The 18,701-nt window shown below is 37.4% G+C and carries 20 protein-coding genes; 12 read left to right on the top strand and 8 right to left on the bottom strand.

Annotated features, from left to right (window positions below; all coding sequences use genetic code 11):
• Nucleotides 1–106 precede the first annotated feature (106 nt).
• Nucleotides 107–778: a hypothetical protein gene (locus ASC84_RS16575; RefSeq protein ID WP_056516804.1), complete on the bottom strand. Its 672-nt coding sequence runs from the start codon at nt 776–778 to the stop codon at nt 107–109.
• 328 nt (nt 779–1,106) lie between these two features.
• On the opposite strand from ASC84_RS16575, the gene ASC84_RS16570 reads away from it, so the two are divergent.
• Nucleotides 1,107–1,367, top strand: coding sequence for a PspC domain-containing protein (locus ASC84_RS16570; protein ID WP_004718168.1), 261 nt, complete (start codon nt 1,107–1,109; stop codon nt 1,365–1,367).
• A gap of 125 nt (nt 1,368–1,492) precedes the next feature.
• Here ASC84_RS16570 and ASC84_RS16565 read toward each other — a convergent pair whose 3' ends face one another.
• The 3 genes from ASC84_RS16565 to ASC84_RS16555 form a co-directional block, all read right to left on the bottom strand.
• Nucleotides 1,493–2,593, bottom strand: coding sequence for an HPP family protein (locus tag ASC84_RS16565; protein WP_056516801.1), 1,101 nt, complete (start codon nt 2,591–2,593; stop codon nt 1,493–1,495).
• A gap of 122 nt (nt 2,594–2,715) precedes the next feature.
• Nucleotides 2,716–3,132, bottom strand: a complete 417-nt coding sequence (locus tag ASC84_RS16560) for a lysozyme inhibitor LprI family protein (protein ID WP_056516798.1) — start codon at nt 3,130–3,132, stop codon at nt 2,716–2,718.
• A gap of 439 nt (nt 3,133–3,571) precedes the next feature.
• Nucleotides 3,572–5,056, bottom strand: a complete 1,485-nt coding sequence (locus ASC84_RS16555) for an FAD-binding oxidoreductase (protein ID WP_056516795.1) — start codon at nt 5,054–5,056, stop codon at nt 3,572–3,574.
• Between the two features lie 153 nt (nt 5,057–5,209).
• On the opposite strand from ASC84_RS16555, the gene ASC84_RS16550 reads away from it, so the two are divergent.
• Complete coding sequence (locus tag ASC84_RS16550; RefSeq protein ID WP_056516792.1) at nt 5,210–5,728, top strand: 3'-5' exoribonuclease; 519 nt, start codon at nt 5,210–5,212, stop codon at nt 5,726–5,728.
• Nucleotides 5,729–5,783: 55 nt separating this feature from the next.
• Here the strand turns inward: ASC84_RS16550 and ASC84_RS16545 are convergent, their stop codons facing one another.
• Nucleotides 5,784–7,094: a tetratricopeptide repeat protein gene (locus ASC84_RS16545; protein ID WP_056516789.1), complete on the bottom strand. Its 1,311-nt coding sequence runs from the start codon at nt 7,092–7,094 to the stop codon at nt 5,784–5,786.
• A 415-nt stretch (nt 7,095–7,509) separates the two neighbouring features.
• Between ASC84_RS16545 and ASC84_RS16540 the strand changes: the two genes are divergently transcribed.
• The 6 genes from ASC84_RS16540 (at nt 7,510) to ASC84_RS16515 (ending at nt 12,753) form a co-directional block, all read left to right on the top strand.
• Nucleotides 7,510–7,902 carry a hypothetical protein gene (locus tag ASC84_RS16540; RefSeq protein WP_056516786.1) on the top strand — a complete coding sequence of 131 codons (393 nt, stop codon included), beginning with the start codon at nt 7,510–7,512 and terminating at the stop codon, nt 7,900–7,902.
• A gap of 106 nt (nt 7,903–8,008) precedes the next feature.
• Complete coding sequence (gene glyQ / locus ASC84_RS16535) at nt 8,009–8,986, top strand: glycine--tRNA ligase subunit alpha (RefSeq protein ID WP_004718182.1); 978 nt, start codon at nt 8,009–8,011, stop codon at nt 8,984–8,986.
• Nucleotides 8,986–11,055 carry a glycine--tRNA ligase subunit beta gene (gene glyS, locus ASC84_RS16530; RefSeq protein ID WP_056516783.1) on the top strand — a complete coding sequence of 690 codons (2,070 nt, stop codon included), beginning with the start codon at nt 8,986–8,988 and terminating at the stop codon, nt 11,053–11,055. Before glyQ ends, glyS begins: the two co-directional genes overlap by 1 nt.
• A gap of 2 nt (nt 11,056–11,057) precedes the next feature.
• A complete protein-coding gene (locus ASC84_RS16525; RefSeq protein ID WP_004718185.1) occupies nt 11,058–11,651 on the top strand; it encodes a DUF6036 family nucleotidyltransferase in 594 nt (197 codons plus the stop codon).
• Between the two features lie 5 nt (nt 11,652–11,656).
• Nucleotides 11,657–12,046: a hypothetical protein gene (locus ASC84_RS16520; RefSeq protein ID WP_004718187.1), complete on the top strand. Its 390-nt coding sequence runs from the start codon at nt 11,657–11,659 to the stop codon at nt 12,044–12,046.
• Nucleotides 12,047–12,369: 323 nt separating this feature from the next.
• Nucleotides 12,370–12,753, top strand: coding sequence for a hypothetical protein (locus tag ASC84_RS16515; RefSeq protein WP_056516780.1), 384 nt, complete (start codon nt 12,370–12,372; stop codon nt 12,751–12,753).
• Between the two features lie 53 nt (nt 12,754–12,806).
• Here the strand turns inward: ASC84_RS16515 and ASC84_RS16510 are convergent, their stop codons facing one another.
• Entirely contained in the window at nt 12,807–13,199 is a 393-nt protein-coding gene (locus ASC84_RS16510) for a hypothetical protein (protein ID WP_056516777.1), read from the bottom strand.
• Between the two features lie 313 nt (nt 13,200–13,512).
• Between ASC84_RS16510 and ASC84_RS16505 the strand changes: the two genes are divergently transcribed.
• Together ASC84_RS16505 and ASC84_RS16500 are read left to right on the top strand one after the other, a co-directional pair.
• A complete protein-coding gene (locus tag ASC84_RS16505; RefSeq protein WP_056516775.1) occupies nt 13,513–14,226 on the top strand; it encodes a hypothetical protein in 714 nt (237 codons plus the stop codon).
• A 205-nt stretch (nt 14,227–14,431) separates the two neighbouring features.
• A complete protein-coding gene (locus ASC84_RS16500) occupies nt 14,432–15,079 on the top strand; it encodes a hypothetical protein (RefSeq protein ID WP_056516772.1) in 648 nt (215 codons plus the stop codon).
• Nucleotides 15,080–15,232: 153 nt separating this feature from the next.
• On the opposite strand, the gene ASC84_RS16495 is transcribed toward ASC84_RS16500, so the two are convergent.
• Nucleotides 15,233–16,189 (bottom strand): 2-hydroxyacid dehydrogenase, encoded by a 957-nt coding sequence (locus ASC84_RS16495; RefSeq protein ID WP_056516770.1) that lies wholly within the window; start codon nt 16,187–16,189, stop codon nt 15,233–15,235.
• A gap of 33 nt (nt 16,190–16,222) precedes the next feature.
• Nucleotides 16,223–16,921, bottom strand: a complete 699-nt coding sequence (locus ASC84_RS16490; RefSeq protein ID WP_056516975.1) for a TetR/AcrR family transcriptional regulator — start codon at nt 16,919–16,921, stop codon at nt 16,223–16,225.
• An 82-nt stretch (nt 16,922–17,003) separates the two neighbouring features.
• On the opposite strand from ASC84_RS16490, the gene ASC84_RS16485 reads away from it, so the two are divergent.
• Together ASC84_RS16485 and ASC84_RS16480 are read left to right on the top strand one after the other, a co-directional pair.
• Entirely contained in the window at nt 17,004–18,107 is a 1,104-nt protein-coding gene (locus ASC84_RS16485; protein ID WP_056516768.1) for a fatty acid desaturase, read from the top strand.
• 122 nt (nt 18,108–18,229) lie between these two features.
• Nucleotides 18,230–18,673, top strand: a complete 444-nt coding sequence (locus ASC84_RS16480) for a hypothetical protein (protein ID WP_056516765.1) — start codon at nt 18,230–18,232, stop codon at nt 18,671–18,673.
• The last annotated feature ends 28 nt before the right edge of the window (nt 18,674–18,701 follow it).

Raw genomic sequence — 18,701 nt, 5'->3', positions numbered from 1 at the left:
TTCTGGTGGGTTACACCCTCAAGTCCCACCAGATTGTTTAAATCAACATATGTCTTGATCAAAACAGCGTTCTTATTCAAATGCGCTTATTCGATTGTTTCGCTTTTTAATTATCAAATTTCTTTAACACATAGGCTTTTGTTGGTGCGGTATGGTGTTGACTAAAATAGAGTCGATTTTCTTCAGTGCCATTAACGATTTTATCAATATCCATCACCAAGTCATTTTGTGCATCCACGTTGTAATAGAACTGAATACCTTCAATTCGGTTAATCACGATTTCATGATTTACTTCGTCATAGACCCAAGTATTTTTTTGATAACCACGGTTCGGCTTGATATCATTATTTTCATAGGTCATTTTCCCCATATACACAAAGGTACGATGTGCGGTACCGTCTGGGAGTAAGTTAATAATAAACTCTGCACTACCTTTTTCACACTTGGCAAAAGGATCTTCACAACTCATTTGAACATGATAACGTCCTACAAATGCCTCAGCTTTTGTGGAAACTACGTCGCTTTGCTGGTCTTGCCCTTTCATTTCTGCCATTGCAGGTAAGGTGGCTTGACCCGCAAGATCGGTCAGTTTTTTACCTTCACTTGCATTGGCACGTTGTGGCGTTGGCTGCAAAGCAAGCTCACTGGAGGAATTTTGTGTGTCAGATGCACCTTGTTGTTTATCATTTGATTTTGAGGAATCGCAAGCACTCAGTACTGTACAAATACTGATGCCTAAAATTCGAAAAAAAATTACTTTATGAAAAGTTAAATACATAAATCCAAATAACCCAATTACACCGTGCCAGACACATCAAAAATGAATGTGTATATGTATATCTTATTGTGTTGTACCGTTTCTCGAAATCTTAACGGTGTATTTTTTACAAAAGTATAAAAAACATATTTGTCTCAACCATCTGCTTATAAGTTTGGACACTTTTTACATTATTTTTAATGATTTAAGTGGTGTTGTTACACAGTCTTAACAATTTTAATCGATGATTCACTTGAAGAATCAAACAGAAACGCCACTATTTACTTATATAAATTCATTTTTAATTTTTTAATCATGAATGATGATGAATAACTTTAAGGAGATTTAAATGGCCAATTCTGGTTTATATCGTTCAAGCCGACATAATATGATCGCCGGTGTAATGGGCGGTATTGCTGAACGTTTTGGTTGGAATGTCACATTACTACGCATTATTTTCGTAATTGTTTCATGTTTGAGCGCAGCTTTTCCAGGTATTCTGGTGTATTTAGTGCTTTGGTTAATTATGCCAAAACAAAAATTGCAGCTAAATGAACCGCAAAGCTATGAACGCCCTGTACGAACCATTTATGAAGAGAAAACCCATTAATTGACTTCGATTTAAAGATATGACCCTTTTCAGCTACAACAGTTCCCCCAAACTGCTGTAGCTTTTTTTATACCGCATCATTTTTAAACAGTTTTATTTTTAAACGGTTTTATTTTTAAACAGTATCATTGTGAATTATTGAGTTGTTGCTGTAATGCTGCAATCATATCTGCGCGACTAATGATCCCGACCATTTTTTGATGATCAACCACAGGGATATAATTAAAAGAGCGTTCAACGAAATAAGGCACCAAGTCTTGAATCGGTTGTGTCGGCTGTACAGTGACCACTTGTCGATTCATAATTTGTTTGACCAAATGTTCCCAAGGGGCCCGAGCATCGGCAGCGCGTTTAAACCATTCTACAATTTCATACAATGCCAATGTGCCAACCAATTCCCGATCAGCATTGAGCACGGGCAAACTCATCAAATTCACATGTTTAAACTTATCTAAAGCTTGGTGAATATCATCTTGCTCATCCAAGCTCAGCACATCCTTGCTCATAATATCTTGGCAAAGGTATTGATGTACTGCTCTTGCGTTGGCCTTTGCTTGTGCTTCTAAAATGATTTTTTGTAAATCATATTCACTAATATCTAAAAGCTGTGTCTGTTGTTCTAACACATCTTGAATATCTTGCGGTTGAATCGTGACTTTCTGTGTCGGCGTTGGATCTTTAGAACGTGTATTGAGCTGTGCAACCTGTGGATATTGCTTTCCCAACATACGATTAAAAATGATCGCAATCACTAGCAGCAAGACTGAATTGAGTAATACTGGATAAAAAATAAATTGATAACCCAACTGATGAATAGAAGCGCCACCCAATACGGCAGTAATCGCCACTGCGCCACTTGGCGGATGCAATGAATCTGTACTCATCATCAAAAATATCGACAACGCAACAGCAACACTAAATGCCTCGGTTGGATTGGAAATAAAGATGGCACAGGTCACGCCGACTAAACCTGCGATGGTATTCCCCACCACCATATTCCAAGGTTGTGCTAAAGGACTCGCGGGTACAGCAAAGAGCAATACTGAGGACGCGCCCATCGGTGCGATATACCATGCATTAAATCCACCGAGTACATACCAACTGATCAATGATGACACTGCTAATCCAAGCAGTGCACCAACACCACAGACTAAACGATCTTTTAGCGGTAAAACTTTAAAATTGGGTTTTAAGGTATTTAACCATTCAAGTTGCGTATGAAACACGACAGTCCTGCGCTTTAACACGGTTTAAAGTGTGAATTATACGATGTTGTGGTTATAAGATATATTTATTATCTATCTTAAATGGATAAATTTTTCGCTGATATTTCTCATTTACTGATTTTTCACTGGGCATATTCAGTCAATTGATCAAGTCTTTTCCCATATTCTCGCATTGGGCAAAACGCATACATGGGTGAACCAATATAACTTCCAGCATTTTGGCACTCCTGATCAACATAAGCTTTCCATAAGCGTTGTGATTTCATGATGTCGTTATAACGTTCTGGCTGATGGTTTATCTGACTCTGTTTTTTGATCTGATCGAGAACTTTGACAATTTCCTTTTCATAATATGCTCTGCTTTGGTTACTACATGATTCAACTACAGCATTGTTGATGTTGCCTAAAGCCAGTTGTTCGATGGTTTGTTCAACACATTGGTTATATACATCGGGTGAAGCAGTAGCCTTTTCCGCATAAGCCGATATTGAACAAATAGTTGTAGATAAAACCATCATGATTGTGCATGCTCTTATCATATTTATTCCTTTGTTGTTTTGATCATGGCTCAATATAGCAATAAATCGATTTTAAAGGCTTTGTTTTTAGCACCCAGTCTGAGCTTAATCCTATTGGTCGCGTTTTTTCTTTTTATGAATCATCAATATGATATACAGTCTCTACTCACAATATTTGGTATCAGCTTAATCGTTTATCTGATTTATTGCGTTATAGTCATTCCAATTGCTTATGTCATCTCACTTTGGCTTGCACATCAGTATTGGCTTAATTTTTTCAGTATTTTCGTCGGTTCACTGTTGATGTGGTTAATTGTCAGTATCATTGGCTATCTGGTTTTTACTGGATCATTGCCTACACCGCTATGGAAACTATTGAGCGATTGGTTTTTTTATGCAATTTCTTTATTTGCAGGGTGCTGTTATTGGGGTTTATTAAAAGTATTTTCCAGACCATCATTCACGACTCACGATAATGTAGATAGAACTGATTACTAAAAATCTCCTCTGGATCATATTTTTTCTTCAAACTAAAAAAAGCATCCGTTTGCGGATAGGCTAAACGCATCTTGTCGCGACTTACATGTAAGCGATAAGGCAAATAAAATGTGCCTTGGTTTTTAAGTGTAATATCAACCAATTGCTGAGTCAGTTGTTGCATATCCTGCTCTTGTTGTGGGGTCTTCTTTTGATTAAACAGAAACACCAAGCCAAAAACATCCTCTCGGGCATAATTCATAAATGCATCATGATCATGTTCAACTTCACGAATCGTGATATTGAGTAGATCCACTTTTTTAGTTTTTAAAACGGGCTTGAGATCTTGAATAAACTGAGCCAAGTGCTGCTTTGGAATAAAATATTCATGCAATAGATCGGTTGAATGGATATCTTTATTTTCAATCAAGGCGGCATCTTCACTGAGAATTTCATTGCGACTAAATATCGCATAAGGCGATACTGAATTCAGACTACTTTCTAGATCCCAGCGTAGTCGTTTGCCGTATTCACTATCGACAGATCCACGGAACACAATCCGCTTAGTTTCAGCGTTTTTACTTTGCTGTTGTGACAAGGCTAAAGGTTTTTTATCGATTTTTTCAAAATAGTTTAAGGTTGCCTGCTGTAAAAAATGCTTGTCTGAAATACGTAAACGACCATAAGCAAATTGTACATCTGGATTATTGCTGACAATCTTTTGGTACGCGTTTACATAGTCTTCAGGTAAAACTGAAATTGATTGAAATGTTAAAGCAACATTATCTACAACTTTTAATTTTACATCGAGAATAATGCCAAATAATCCATAGCCACCAATCACTAATTTAAACAATTCAGGATGTTCTGTACGACTACATTTTACAATTTCTCCCTGTGCATTCATCAAGGTAAATGACTCAACACTGGATGAAATTGGGGGTGAATTCTTTTGCCAACCATGTCCATTGACACTGATCGAGCCGCCAATTGAGAAATTACTAAACGCTTGCATCACTGCAATTGATTTACCATAGCGGTCTAGATACCGAAGTGCCTCTTCCCACGTTGCACCCGAGCCAATCGTGAGAATATTGCTCTTCTCATCAAAGCTCATGCGGTTATAGGGCAACATATTCAGTGCAATACCATCAGGGTAAATGGTGTGCCCGCCCATACTGTGCTTAGCCCCCGCAATCGAGACTTTTAGATGATGTTCAGCTGCATATTTAAGTAAAGTTTTAAGTTGTTGTTGAATCGCTTCGGGTGTACTTTCTACATCGACAATTTTATGCACTTTTGTCAAATTAAGATGACTGGCATCATCCCGATAACCTATAGGAATATGCTCAATTCCCTGTTGCTCATTGATTTTTGTTTTAAAAAGATGAATTGCAGGAATAGAAATAACTGCCAATAGAATAAGGAGAAGGCTTAGCCAAAGTTTGTTTTTCTGTATTTTTTGCATAAGGGATGATTTAAAAATGTTTTAAATTTATTCAATAATTTATAAGCTATAAATATTAAAAAAGCAAAATACCGATAAAGTTTGTCAGCGATCAGAATCATCATTTATAATGACTTCCAGCATAAAAACAATATCTTAAAATAAGGAGAATATATGGCTTATATTATGGTGGACATCGAAGCAGATGGTCCAATTCCCGGTGATTACTCAATGATTGCGCTAGGTGCAGTGTTGGTCGAAGATCATTTACATCAACAATTCTACGGTTTACTTAAACCAATTTCCGAGAATTATATTCCTCAAGCTCTCGCAGTTTCAGGCTTTAGTCGTGAAGAAACCCTAAGCTTTAACAATCCTGAGCATGTTATGAAAGACTTTGCCAAGTGGGTGAGCAAAGTCAGTAAAGATCGCCCTATTTTTATTAGCGATAACAATGGTTTTGACTGGATGTTTGTCTGTTGGTACTTTCATCATTTTACTGGCAGTAATCCCTTTGGATTTAGTTCACAAAATTTAGGCAGTTTGTATAAAGGACTGGTCAAAGATAGCTTTCAAAGTTTTAAGCATTTACGTAAAACAGCACATACCCATAACCCTGTTGACGATGCCAAAGGCAATGCAGAAGCTTTATTGGCAATGAAAAAGGATTATGGATTGAAGATTAAGTTTTAGATATCGCTAGATTAGCCAGTCATGACTCAAGACTAATCTTTGCTAAAGAAAGTTTTTAATACATTCGCTGCATTAATCGCAATTCTTCAGGTTTTGGAATCTCACCTGTTTGTCCTAAAGCATGATATTTTTTAGTTAAATCTTCACGAACTAACTTCGCTTTTTCAGGATTTTTAGCAATGCCTTTGGTTCCATTTTCCAAACGATCTAAAAAGTAGATACCCACTAATATATTGTCCTGTTCATAATATTTTTGATACAACTCCATCGCTCTTTTTGGATCTGCCTTGATCAAATTCCCTTGCTCATAATAGAGTGGTAGGTTCAACTGTGCGCGTTCATGCCCTGCTTCAGCTGCTTTTGCCAACCACTCCATTGAAAGTTGAGGATTGTAAATTTTCCACTGCTCCTGAGCATATAATTCTGACAAAGTAAAATAAGCAGATTTTGGGTCTTGATCATGCTTTGCGTTTTCAGTTTCTTCAAATAACTCTATTTCATAAGTCAGATCTTCAAACTTTTTATCCGTTTTTAATAATCTTACAATTGCCTGTTGTGCTGGAATGTTATTTTCATCTGCTCGGGTCGCAATTTTGTAATAATTCATAGCTTCACCCAAATGTGCTTTTAAATAAGGCTTTTGTTCTGCCATTTGTCCCATCATAAAACCGACAAAACCACCTGCATCAAATTGTAACGAATAGATACGCCAAGCTTTTTTCCAATATTTTAAAGCCTTTGCTTCATCCACCTCTGTGCCTACACCATACGCATAGGCATAACTTAAATATGCCCATATTGGAGTTGGATAATCATCATTATCCCCCATGTGTTTTTCGATGGTATGAAATATACGAACTGCTGTTTCTTTTCTATCTGGATCAGCACAATGCTGATTAAGTACAGGGTAGAAAATATAGGCTTCTGAATTTCTCTTTCCAACTGCATCAAGCAGCAACTCAAAAGCCTGTTGTTGATCAATAGTAACTTTATCGCCGTAATATAATTTTTGTGCTTTAACCATTAAGTTATAGGCTTCTAATTCTTCAGGCTCTACTTCAGATACATCTTTTTGGATCGGTTTCATCTGCTTTTTCTGTTCTTCTGAGAGCCCCAATTGACCAAATAAAGTCTCTAAAGTTTGATTAATCATTTTTGCATTTGGATAACCTTCTATGGGTGATTGAACATACAACTCCCACAATACTTTTTGATCAAATCCTTTATTTATTTGATAAAACTCTTTAAAAATAGGCGCTGTTTGTGGGGCGAAACAAGGGGCTTCTTCTATATTTACTGCATAACTTGATGTTGCAGATATAAAACCTAAAGTCGCTATGTACATAAAATAATTAAATTTTTTCATATTAAGATTGCTCATTTTGATATAAAAATTAAATTTATAAATTTTTAAAAAAGTATTTTTCAAATTATATATAAAATAATTCAATTAGTTAATTTTATTTTAAAACAAATTATTCAATATTTTGACAAGAACCGCTAACATTGAAAAACCCTGCAGTTTGAAAATTAAGTTTTAATTAGCCCTTTCTAATTTTGCTACAGTCCAATAATGATCTTGTGCATTTTATCATCCTCTAAATTCGCCCCTATGATTTCTAAATAATTCATTTACTTAACATTGAATGAAGCGTTGTGACATCGTCATAATGAACTTCCGACATTCAGCTTTTGAAGCGCCCTCTACCTTTAAAAAGTTTATAAATATAAATTTTCCATGTTAATATCAAATATATAATTTAACTTATTTAATTTTACCAATGAACAAAATAATCCATTTCATCATTTTAACTTCTTCTTTTTTCCTTGCTGCATGTAGTACATCAAATGAACCTGTAATTTTAGAAACAAAGCAAATTGCAATGACGGGCGAACCATCAAGCACACTTGAACTTACGCTGATTAAAAAAGATAAAATCTGCATCTTAAAAGCAAAAACCACTTCTAAAAATATACCAACAATAGAAAAAGATTGGGCTTTTTTTAGGGATGATCTCATTTTAATATCTGAAAATTCAAGCTCGGAACCCGTAATCAATAGTGATGCTCCAGATGCAAAAATTGAAGAGCACATTGAGGAAATGAAAATAAGAAAAGAGGCCAAAGAAATAAAAAGCTTTATCTCAAAAGAAAATCTGAAAAAATGCACATAAGTTGATCTGCGATAAGAATCAATATTTATAGACTAACCTTTGCCACACCTCCCCAAAATCCTTATACTTAGAACCAATTTTTTCTAATACTTATAGTGGATGCTGCATGAGTCGCGCCATATCGCATATTGATACATTCCAAGGCTTAATTCTTGCCTTACAAAACTACTGGGCTGAACAAGGTTGTGTGGTGTTACAGCCTTACGATATGGAAATGGGCGCAGGGACATTTCACACTGCAACATTCTTACGTGCGCTTGGGCCAGAAACATGGAACGCAGCATACGTTCAACCCTCACGTCGTCCTAAAGACGGTCGTTATGGCGAAAACCCAAACCGTTTACAACACTACTATCAATTCCAAGTGGTGCTTAAACCGAACCCTGACAATATCCAACAACTGTATCTAGACTCTTTAGAAGCGATTGGTATTGACACGCTTACACATGACATTCGTTTTGTAGAAGACAACTGGGAATCTCCAACATTGGGCGCTTGGGGCTTAGGTTGGGAAGTGTGGTTAAATGGTATGGAAGTGACTCAGTTTACTTACTTCCAACAAGTTGGTGGGGTTGAATGCTACCCGGTCACAGGTGAAATCACTTACGGTCTTGAACGTCTGGCAATGTACTTGCAAGGTGTTGATTCAGTTTATGATTTGGTTTGGACCAAAGGTCAATTTGGTACCGTCACCTACGGTGATGTGTTCCATCAAAATGAAGTAGAGCAATCAACTTATAACTTTGAATATGCCAACGTTGAAAAAATGTTTGAACTCTTCGATTTTTATGAAGCTGAAGCAACCCGTTTAATGGAAGCGGAACTTCCACTTCCAGCATATGAGCAAGTCATCAAAGCATCACACAGCTTTAACTTACTCGATGCACGTGGTGCTATTTCTGTCACTGAGCGTCAACGTTATATTTTACGTGTGCGTACTTTGGCACGCTCTATTGCACAAAGCTATGTGGCTGCTCGTGCCAAACTCGGTTTCCCAATGGCTGAACCGCATTTACGTGACGAAGTGCTTGCACAGTTAAAGGCACAAGTTGAAGCAGAAGCAAAAGCTGAGGAGAATAAATAATGTCTAAACATACAGTTTTATTCGAACTTGGCTGTGAAGAATTACCGCCTAAAAGCTTAAAGACCTTACGTGATGCGTTACAAGCTGAAACGGTTAAAGGTTTAAAAGACGCAGGTTTGGCATTTGATTCAATTGAAGCTTATGCAGCACCACGTCGTTTGGCATTAAAAATTGTCAATGTTGATGGTGCACAAGCAGACACTCAAAAGCGTTTTGATGGTCCTGCCCTACAAGCTGCTTATGATGCAGAAGGCAAACCAACCAAAGCCTTAGAAGGCTTTATGCGTGGTCAAGGCATTACTGCGGATCAAGTATCAACTTTCCAAGCAGGTAAAGTTGAAAAAGTTTGTTATTTAAAAGATGTGAAAGGTCAAAGTCTTGACGCTTTACTTCCACAAATTTTACAAACAGCATTGGATAATTTACCCATCGCAAAACGTATGCGCTCTGCGGCAAGCCGTACTGAATTTGTTCGTCCAGTGAAATGGGTCGTCTTGTTAAAAGACAATGATGTGATTGATGCAACGATTCAGGATCATAAAGCGGGTAATCTGACCTATGGTCACCGTTTCCATGCCCCTGAAGCGATTTCATTAACAAACTCAGATGATTATTTGCCGAAATTAAAAGCAGCACATGTCGTAGCTTCTTTTGAAGAGCGTCAAGCAATCATTGACCAACAAGTTAAAGCTTTGGCTGATGAAGTCAATGCGATTGCCATCGTTCCTGCGGACCTACGTGATGAAGTGACTGCATTGGTTGAATGGCCTGTTGCGCTACGTGCAAGCTTTGAAGAACGTTTCCTTGCTGTACCTCAAGAAGCTTTGATTACCACGATGCAAGACAACCAGAAGTATTTCTGTTTGGTCAATGCAGCACATAAATTACAGCCTTATTTCATTACTGTTTCCAATATTGAGTCTAAAGATCCAACTCAAATCATTGAAGGCAATGAAAAAGTTGTACGTCCTCGTTTGTCTGATGCAGAGTTTTTCTTCTTACAAGATCAAAAGCAACCCCTTGCTTCTCGTAAAGAGAAATTAGCCAATATGGTCTTCCAAGCACAATTGGGCACACTTTGGAACAAGTCTGAACGTATTGCAAAATTGGCTGTGGCGTTATCCGCAATCACGGGTGCAAATTCTGTAGATGCTGAAAAAGCTGCTCTGCTTGCAAAATGTGACTTAACTTCAGAGTTAGTCGGAGAATTTCCTGAACTTCAAGGGATCGCGGGAACTTATTACGCACGTATTGAAGGCGAAAATGATGAAGTTGCTGAAGCTTTAGGTGAACAATATTTACCTAAGTTCGCTGGCGATGTTCTACCAAAAACGAAAACAGGTACAACCATTGCCCTTGCTGATCGTTTAGATACCCTCACAGGTATCTTCGGGATTGGTCAAGCACCAACAGGTTCGAAAGATCCATTTGCTTTACGTCGTTCTGCGATTGGTATCTTGCGTTTGGTGACTGAAAACAATCTTGATGTTTCGATTGAAGAACTGATCAAGCTTGCTTTGGCTGCTTATGGCGATGTATTGAAAGATCATGCGAAGACTTTAGCCGATGCTGTCGCATTCCTTGAAGGTCGTTACCGTGCTAAGTACGAAGACCAAGGTGTTGCCGTTGATGTGATTCAGGCTGTTCAAGCACTTTCTCCAAAATCTCCACTTGATTTTGATAAGCGTGTGACGGCGGTAAATCATTTCCGTGACTTGCCAGAAGCTGCTGCTTTGGCTGCTGCCAATAAGCGTGTTGCCAATATCTTGGCAAAAGAAGCTGCACCTACAGGTGAGATTGTTGAAGCTAAATTGCTTGAAGATGCTGAAAAGGCGCTATATACCGAAATTCAAAATATCAAACCTGCAGTTCAACCACTTTTGGACGCGAAAGACTACACCACTGCGCTTTCTAAGTTGGCTGCGCTTCGTGCACCGATTGATGCATTCTTTGAGAATGTGATGGTCATGGCAGATGATGCAGAACTCAAAGCAAACCGTTTACGTTTACTTGCACAGTTACGTGACTTGTTTACAAGCGTTGCTGATATTTCGGTGTTACAGCACTAAGTATGACGATCTATAGTAATTCTCCAATTACTATCGCTATTCTCAAGCTCTTTCAAGAGCTTGAGAATTACATATCCAAAAATCATAAGAATCTACCTAATGGCGCTGTAAAAGCATTTATTTTTGGTGGTTGTGCATTTCATATTCATACCAATGCTCGTGGTAGCAATGATATAGATGCTGAAATTCAGGCAATCCAGCAATTAAAGAAACACGATATAGTTTTGTTTTTAGAAAATAATGACGTTGAATATTTAGATGATAATAATCTTGAAACTAATTTAGAGTTTGATCGTAGTTTTAACACCAGCCTTGCATCTGTCGACCCTGACTATCCTGAAAGAGCGATTCCTTTAGTTGCCAATAGCATTGTTGAAGTTTATTTAGTATCCGGTTTAGATTTAGCCATTTCAAAACTTGCTCGTTTATCTGATAGAGATATCGAAGACATCAAAAAATTATACCTTAATGGTAAGTTTTCTCTTGAAGCGTTTAAAAAATCAGCGAATAATGCTGAAATGTACTATGCGACTCCTGAACAATTACACTCGAATATTCAATATATCGTGTCAATCCTTTCGGAGTTAAGAGGTTAACTCATATGATGAATCAGGTAGAGTTTGAACATGCTTTGAATACGTTGTTAAAACAACCATTATCATCGGCAACATTTAGTGAAGTGAAACCAGTTGCTGAAGCTTTACTCTATTCAGAGCTTTTACCTTCTATAACAAATAATCTAAGTACACTTGAAACACGCCGTTTAGTTTTCTTACTTGAAAAATTTAGACGCTATTCGTGTTCTAGCGTGTCTCGTAGACAACAGTTAAAGTCTTTTTCAAATGATTTGTCTTTACAGACCACTCATCTTGACTCAAGCCACTTGGTTGATCCTCTAGCGCAAAGATTTGGTTTAGATGAAGATTTAAATCATTTAAAATCACAATTACTCACACTTCAAACACGCCATTATCATCAAGAGCATGGGTAAAAATCATTTGTTCTGTTGTCTTTTACATTAGGCGACGAATACGTTCTTTGAGAATCAGGGATTCAGAGTTGGGAGCAAACCGTTTACGTTTACTTGCACAGTTACGTGACTTGTTTACAAGTGTTGCGGATATTTCGGTGTTACAGCACTAAGTAGAAATATAAATTATAACCCGCTTTCGAGCGGGTTTATTTTTAGTCTCCGCTTTCCAAAATGCATGAATAAATGAAAACATAACAATAAAAATTAACAATCTAAAACTAAATATTCCCAATACATTGTATAGACTCAATTGATCAAGTTAAGTTTAAGATCAAAAGCATATGAATTCTAAAATATTATTATCTGTACCGTTAATAGTGATCGCCCTCTCTGCCTGCTCAACCACACCCACCAATCCAAATGCTCCAACTGTTTTAGAACAACATAAAAATATCTCTGCTGAACCAAGCACAAAACATAACCTTGCCAAACTCATCAAACAAACAGACAACTGTGTCATCGAATTTACTGGCAACTTTGAAACAGGAAAAGCCACAGAACATTGGATTTTTAAAGGTGATCAGCTCATCTCAGCATTTTCAAATGTAGATGCTGAAGTCGAAAATAAACAAACTGTTTTTGACCCAAAAGATGCTGAAAAGCTAAAAAACTTCAACTCACTTAAAAATAACTTTAAAACATCAAATCTGGAAAAATGTAATTAATCTCGGCACTTCACTTTGATACGTCGTCGAAGCTAAAAGGGCTAAATGCAAAATTATTTCGCTCTTTTAGCCACATAAATCACGGGATAAATCCAAACAAGGACGCCAATGAATCCAATCGCAGCAAATATGAAACTATTTGGGAGGTAATCAGCAAACCAATAATAAATTGGATTTAAACCCAATTTAAACGAATTCATCATTGCGTAGAGCATCGCAATCATCAGCACATGAGACAAAATCAAATGCTCAATAGATAGCTGATATTTCCTAAAATATTTTGCAAAATAAAGGCTTGGAATCAAATAAATTAAAAAAACCACGCCCATCACAATCCAACTCATTATTTGATGGCTGGAAGACAATTCATCACCACAGCCGCAGGCAAAACTGGGTTTTAAACTCAATATAAAGGTGAGAAATATCAAGATTATTATATTTTTCATTATGATGATTAAACCAACAATTTAACCCAAAGCTTATGTCGTTTTTGTTTTAATAACAAGCTAGAAATTCTTACAGAAAATGCTTTTATCATCGTTCTCATATTCTTATAAGCATCAGAATTTAAAAAATAAAAATGCCCAAGTCTTCCAAACACGTCTAGTCGTAACATTCATTCACAATTCTTACACTATTGTTAAAACTCTGTAGATAAGCTGTTGCTGTTTTATCTCTAAGGCTATTTTTATACATATTTCACATTATTATAGGCAACACTCAAACTTGAACTCATTCAGGTACAGGATAAAACTAATTATGAAAATGCTTAAAACAACAGTGATCGCCACAGCACTTCTTGCCAGCTCTCCTCTTTTTGCCAATACAGATGTAAGTGCAAATGCTTCTGCTGAAGTCGGAACCAATGGAGGCATTCTAAACAACATTGGTCAAGGTATCCATAACACAGCAGATAAAGTAGGTAATGGTCTCGAAAAAGGTGTTGATAAAACCCGTGAAGTGTCTAAAGACGCTTGGGATGGCACTAAGAATACTGCTGCTAAAGTAGGTACAGGTCTCGAAAAAGGTGTCGATAAAACCCGTGATGTGTCTAAAGATGCGTGGGATGGCACTAAAAATGTAGCTGATAAAGTCGGGACAGGTGTTGAAAAAGGTGTCGATAAAACCCGTGATGTATCTAAAGATGCATGGGACGGCACTAAACATGCTGCTGATAAAGTCGGGACTGGTGTGGAAACAGGCATAGACAAAGGTAAAGTCGCAACGAAAGGTGCGTGGGAAAATACCAAGAAACTAAGTTCTGAAGCGGGTCACAACACCAAAGAAGCAGCTGTTAAAGTAAAAGACAAAACCAAATCAGCGACAAGTAAAACTTGGCAGAAAACCAAGGATTTAGTTAAACCTAAACCAGCAAATACAGGTGCAAAAGTAAATTCACAAACCCATGTGAAAACACCAGTAGGTAGCGCTAAAGTCGCCGTATCTACAGACGCTAAAGTTGCTACAAAATAATTTAGATTTAATGCCCATTTAAAAAAGCTCACTTAGGTGAGCTTTTCTTATACATCTACTAGTAATTTGGTATGCAATGTATACATATGTTTTCTTGCTGTAGGATTTTTCTTTCCATTTTACTTTTTATCTAAATAAAACAGTATGATAATCCCAATTAGCACTGAGCGAATCGCTACAATCATCATAAAGGGATCAAAACATCATGAAGATGATCAAAAGTCTATGTGTGATCACTGCAATACTTGCAACACCATCACTCTATGCGCAAACCAATACTCAAAATCAGCCATATGGTGATAATCCAAATATTTTTAAAGTGTTGGCACATAAGACCGGTGAAGCTGTACAGAATACCGCTGAAAAAGTAGGTGATGCGACCGAAAAAGGGATTCAAAAAATTAAACCGTCTTTGGATGAAACCATTGAAAATACCAAAAAATATACCACTGAAAAAGCCACTGAGGCTCGTGATAGTACTCGCCAAGGCATAGATACTGCGGTAAAAAAAGTTGAGCAAACCAAAGATCGAGTGATGGGTAAAACCAATTTAAATGTTCCGATTGAACAAGGCAGCTTAAGCCAATCTTCGACCACACCCAATACGACGAATACTGTAACTGCTGCAACTACAGCAAACGTTCAAAATACGCCGATCACCACACAACCTGTTCAACCCGCAGTTCAAAATCAATTACCCAACAATGGGCAAGAAGAACTTGAAATTAAAAAACAGTCATTACCAATCGAAAACCAAGAGCGTGATGTCAACACCAATAACACAGGTTCAAAAGATACCAACTCAAGCAATACGCAAAGTTCAACAGATGATGAGGTTGGTGTACCAAGATAAGCAGCTAAACACACTTAATCCGTCGATCTCCACACCTTGCACTACCTATGCTCAAGGTGATAGCAGTAAAACGAATATAGCTATTTAACGGTGTTTCTTTAACGATGCCTTTTTAATTGCGCCTTTTTTCATTGTGCTTTTTCACTCGGCTCTTTAGCCATTCACCTGACGAATCACTTTACCCCGCTTAAATGCCTCAACATTTTCAAGCATTTGATTCACAATACGTTGACGTGCATCTACACTACCCCACGCACTATGCGGTGTGACAATCAGATTTGGAATATCATCTGCAAGTAAAATATTACCTTGTGTCGGAGGTTCAACAGAAAGCACATCTGTTGCCGCACCTGCAATTTTACCTTGTCTTAATGCATCGACCAAAGCCTGTTCATTAACGATACCACCACGGGCACAATTGATTAAAAATGCAGATTTTTTCATTTTATCAAAGGCTTGAGCATCAATTAAATCGCGTGTTTCCGCTGTTAGAGGACAATGCAAAGAAAGAAAATCGACTTGAGTAAGCAACTCGACAAAAGGTGTCCGATCCTTATGCGTTGGTCGATTGGGTAATGATGCGACCAAAATTTTCATCCCAAAAGCTTCTGCCAATTTAGCAACCGCTTGACCAAGCTCACCATAGCCAATAATACCAAGAGTTTTTCCAGATAATTCAACAATTGGAAAATCCAGTAAGCAGAAAATTGGCGATTTGTTCCATTCGCCTTGTTTAACTGCATGCTCATATTTGAGTAAAGATGTTGCTAATGCCAACATTAACGTCAGTGTATGCTGTGCAACTGCAGATGTGCCATAGCCCTGACAATTACACACGACAATACCTTTTGATCGTGCAAAATCTAAATCAATATTGTTGGTCCCCGTGGCCGAAATCAAAATTAATTTTAAATTTTTACATTGCTCCATCGCCTCAGCATTTACAATCACTTTGTTGCTTATCGCCACGTCTACATGTTGAATGCGTGCTAGAACTTGCTCTGCTGTGGTCGATGGATAAAGTATTAAGTCATCAAAAGCTGCTTTTAGCTGACTAAAATCCAAATCCTGTTTATCTAAAGATTCATAATCTAAAAATACAGCTTTCATTGCTTTTCCTTAATGATAGAGAGCCAGTTTTACTTACGAAGCAGATGCTTCTGGAAAACCAAAAGAATTATTCTTTAAAGCCAATAAGTATGCATTGGTCATACGGTAGGCCTCTTGAATAATGGCTTCAGAAATATAGCTTTCGTTGTAATAACCATGCTTCATACAAGTAAAAACCAATTCCATCAAAATCGTCAATGTATCAGGCTCCTGTGGTACATATTCATCCACTTTAATCATTTCCAATGCTTTTCGGACACCATGACTGACCTTTTTTAATTCTATTTGGTATTCCAGATAAGCTTGCCGGGTAAAAGGTCCACTTAAAATCAACAAGCTCGCCGTTTCAGATTCATTAAAATATTTGGCTGTGGTACGAATCATACTCTCTGAGAGTAACTGTCCGTATACTTCTATGGGTGCATTTGGGTTTTCCGTCAACACTCGAACAGCAGCTTGTCCGAGTTGTTTGACTAAATCGTTTAAATGCGTCAGTGCAATATGACGAAAAATATCGTATTTCGTCGGAAAGAACTGATAAATACTGGTCCGTGGAACGCCAGATGCATTGGCAATTTCAGGAATCGAAATCTTTTCAATTCCAATGGATAACAGTAACTCTTGCGTGGTTGCCAGCATCTTATCCATTCTTTTTTGGGAACGTTCTTGTTTTGGTTGGCTCACCTTTTTCGTCATTTTTTTTAAAACTGACGTTGACGTTATTTTAATCATCAGATAATCTCTCATAAAACCCAACAAATGTTGGTTTTAAAAACTTCCTTGTAGTACTACAAAAATATAGAGGAAACCGGAGATGAATTTACCCCTTTCCGATGTACAAATGTCCATACAAAGCAAAACTAAACTTTTTGCTGATCCAGAAGATGAACAACGTAGCCACCGAATTCGTAAAACAATTTTGGAAGCTGGAAATCAATTACGCGAACGTCATCCTTGGCTGGTTCAGCACCAAGACCAAATTGGCCTAGCCATCCTTGTAACAGCTGTAACAGGGATTATTTTCAATATAACACAATACACTCGTGGGAAAATGCCTTGGTATGTGGCAATTCCGCTTTCTGCATTTTGGATGTCGCTCTTACATGAACTAGAGCATGATCTTATTCACCAAATGTATTACCGTAAAAACAAAAAAATCAATGATGCCATGTTGGCAGCCGTTTACACCTTTCGCCCAAGTACTGTGAACCCATGGATACGTCGCGAGGTACATCTACATCATCACAAATCATCGGGTACCAAAACAGATTTAGAAGAACGCGGTATTAACAATGGTGATCAATGGGGCTTAAAACGTTTGCTGATGACTGGTGACAATATGTTGGCGATCTATTTACGCCCCATCACCATGATGAAAACCACCAAGCGTTTTATTCATGCTCAAAAGCATTTATCCCAAGCAGATAAACTCAAATTAAAAGCAAAACTTTCTGCGAGTTATGCACCCTTTGGACATATTCATTATGTCTTATGGCATGGTTTCTTATTGATCAATGCTGCCAAATTGGCAATGAAAGCCACAGGTATAGCACAACCTAAAAATAGCTTATGGAGACTTGCAGACAAAACCACAAAGTTTTATGCCGTAAGCATTGCAGCACCAAATTTCTTACGCACCTTAAGTCTGCATTTTACCAGTTCAAATATGCATTATTATGGCGATGTTGAAGATGGCAATATCGTTCAGCAGTGTCAGGTCTGGACAGATTGGCGGATGAAACCTTTACAAGCCTTCTGTTTTAACTTTGCTGGTACACATGCCATTCACCATTTTGTTGTACGTGATCCATTTTATATTCGTCAAGCCATTGCCCAAGACTGCTATCCAGTGATGCAAGAAAATGGGGTTCGTTTTAATGACTTTGGGACGTTTAAACGAGCGAATCGTAGGTTCTAAACTTGATAACTTGTATCTTCGTCTTATGAGTTGATAGAGACTTCTGGTATGGATCTTTTATATTTTAAAACACCTGATTACGCCTTATAGTGAGTTAAACAATCAACAAAAAAGACTTTACAATGAATTGGACAGTTTATCCGTCACTTATGCTCGCTCTGCTTGGTTTTGGCTTATATTCACCAGCCTATGCAAAAGCATATATTTTACAATCGATTAATAACTTGGATGAAGCAGAGTTTAGAAGTTCTGAGGGAAATGAATTTAAACTGATTAAATTAAATCGAGGTTGTCGTATTCAAGCTCGATATTATTTGGAAATGGAAAATCGTGTGTTTAATTATACCTTCCTTCATCAACCACCCATGAAGCAAAAACTACTCCACGCCACGCAAAAAACCTTCCGTTATCATTATAAAGACCGTGAAGAAGGTTCTCTGGCAGCAGTGACTGATGTTTATCAACATTCTAGCGAAGTCTATAAAGTCAGTGACTTAGACGTTCAAAATGAATTTAAAAAATATACAGCTTTATTTCCAATCGCCTATTTAAAGCAATGTAACTAAAGCGGTATCTGTCTATTTAAATGGCTCA

The organism is Acinetobacter sp. Root1280 (assembly GCF_001425285.1).
In the GTDB taxonomy this organism is placed as follows: domain Bacteria; phylum Pseudomonadota; class Gammaproteobacteria; order Pseudomonadales; family Moraxellaceae; genus Acinetobacter; species Acinetobacter guillouiae.
Note: the sequence above shows the minus strand (reverse complement) of the source record. Positions and strands in the feature narration are given on the sequence as shown.

Excerpts from the sequence above, each read along its gene's own strand:
- ASC84_RS16575 (WP_056516804.1), bottom strand. The coding sequence starts at position 778 with ATGTATTTAACTTTTCATAAAGTAATTTTTTTTCGAATTTTAGGCATC.
- ASC84_RS16570 (WP_004718168.1), top strand. The coding sequence starts at position 1,107 with ATGGCCAATTCTGGTTTATATCGTTCAAGCCGACATAATATGATCGCC.
- ASC84_RS16560 (WP_056516798.1), bottom strand. The coding sequence starts at position 3,132 with ATGATAAGAGCATGCACAATCATGATGGTTTTATCTACAACTATTTGT.
- ASC84_RS16555 (WP_056516795.1), bottom strand. The coding sequence starts at position 5,056 with ATGCAAAAAATACAGAAAAACAAACTTTGGCTAAGCCTTCTCCTTATT.
- ASC84_RS16550 (WP_056516792.1), top strand. The coding sequence starts at position 5,210 with ATGGCTTATATTATGGTGGACATCGAAGCAGATGGTCCAATTCCCGGT.
- ASC84_RS16545 (WP_056516789.1), bottom strand. The coding sequence starts at position 7,094 with ATGAAAAAATTTAATTATTTTATGTACATAGCGACTTTAGGTTTTATA.
- ASC84_RS16540 (WP_056516786.1), top strand. The coding sequence starts at position 7,510 with ATGAACAAAATAATCCATTTCATCATTTTAACTTCTTCTTTTTTCCTT.
- glyQ (WP_004718182.1), top strand. The coding sequence starts at position 8,009 with ATGAGTCGCGCCATATCGCATATTGATACATTCCAAGGCTTAATTCTT.
- glyS (WP_056516783.1), top strand. The coding sequence starts at position 8,986 with ATGTCTAAACATACAGTTTTATTCGAACTTGGCTGTGAAGAATTACCG.
- ASC84_RS16525 (WP_004718185.1), top strand. The coding sequence starts at position 11,058 with ATGACGATCTATAGTAATTCTCCAATTACTATCGCTATTCTCAAGCTC.
- ASC84_RS16520 (WP_004718187.1), top strand. The coding sequence starts at position 11,657 with ATGATGAATCAGGTAGAGTTTGAACATGCTTTGAATACGTTGTTAAAA.
- ASC84_RS16515 (WP_056516780.1), top strand. The coding sequence starts at position 12,370 with ATGAATTCTAAAATATTATTATCTGTACCGTTAATAGTGATCGCCCTC.
- ASC84_RS16510 (WP_056516777.1), bottom strand. The coding sequence starts at position 13,199 with ATGAAAAATATAATAATCTTGATATTTCTCACCTTTATATTGAGTTTA.
- ASC84_RS16505 (WP_056516775.1), top strand. The coding sequence starts at position 13,513 with ATGAAAATGCTTAAAACAACAGTGATCGCCACAGCACTTCTTGCCAGC.
- ASC84_RS16500 (WP_056516772.1), top strand. The coding sequence starts at position 14,432 with ATGAAGATGATCAAAAGTCTATGTGTGATCACTGCAATACTTGCAACA.
- ASC84_RS16495 (WP_056516770.1), bottom strand. The coding sequence starts at position 16,189 with ATGAAAGCTGTATTTTTAGATTATGAATCTTTAGATAAACAGGATTTG.
- ASC84_RS16490 (WP_056516975.1), bottom strand. The coding sequence starts at position 16,921 with ATGATTAAAATAACGTCAACGTCAGTTTTAAAAAAAATGACGAAAAAG.
- ASC84_RS16485 (WP_056516768.1), top strand. The coding sequence starts at position 17,004 with ATGAATTTACCCCTTTCCGATGTACAAATGTCCATACAAAGCAAAACT.
- ASC84_RS16480 (WP_056516765.1), top strand. The coding sequence starts at position 18,230 with ATGAATTGGACAGTTTATCCGTCACTTATGCTCGCTCTGCTTGGTTTT.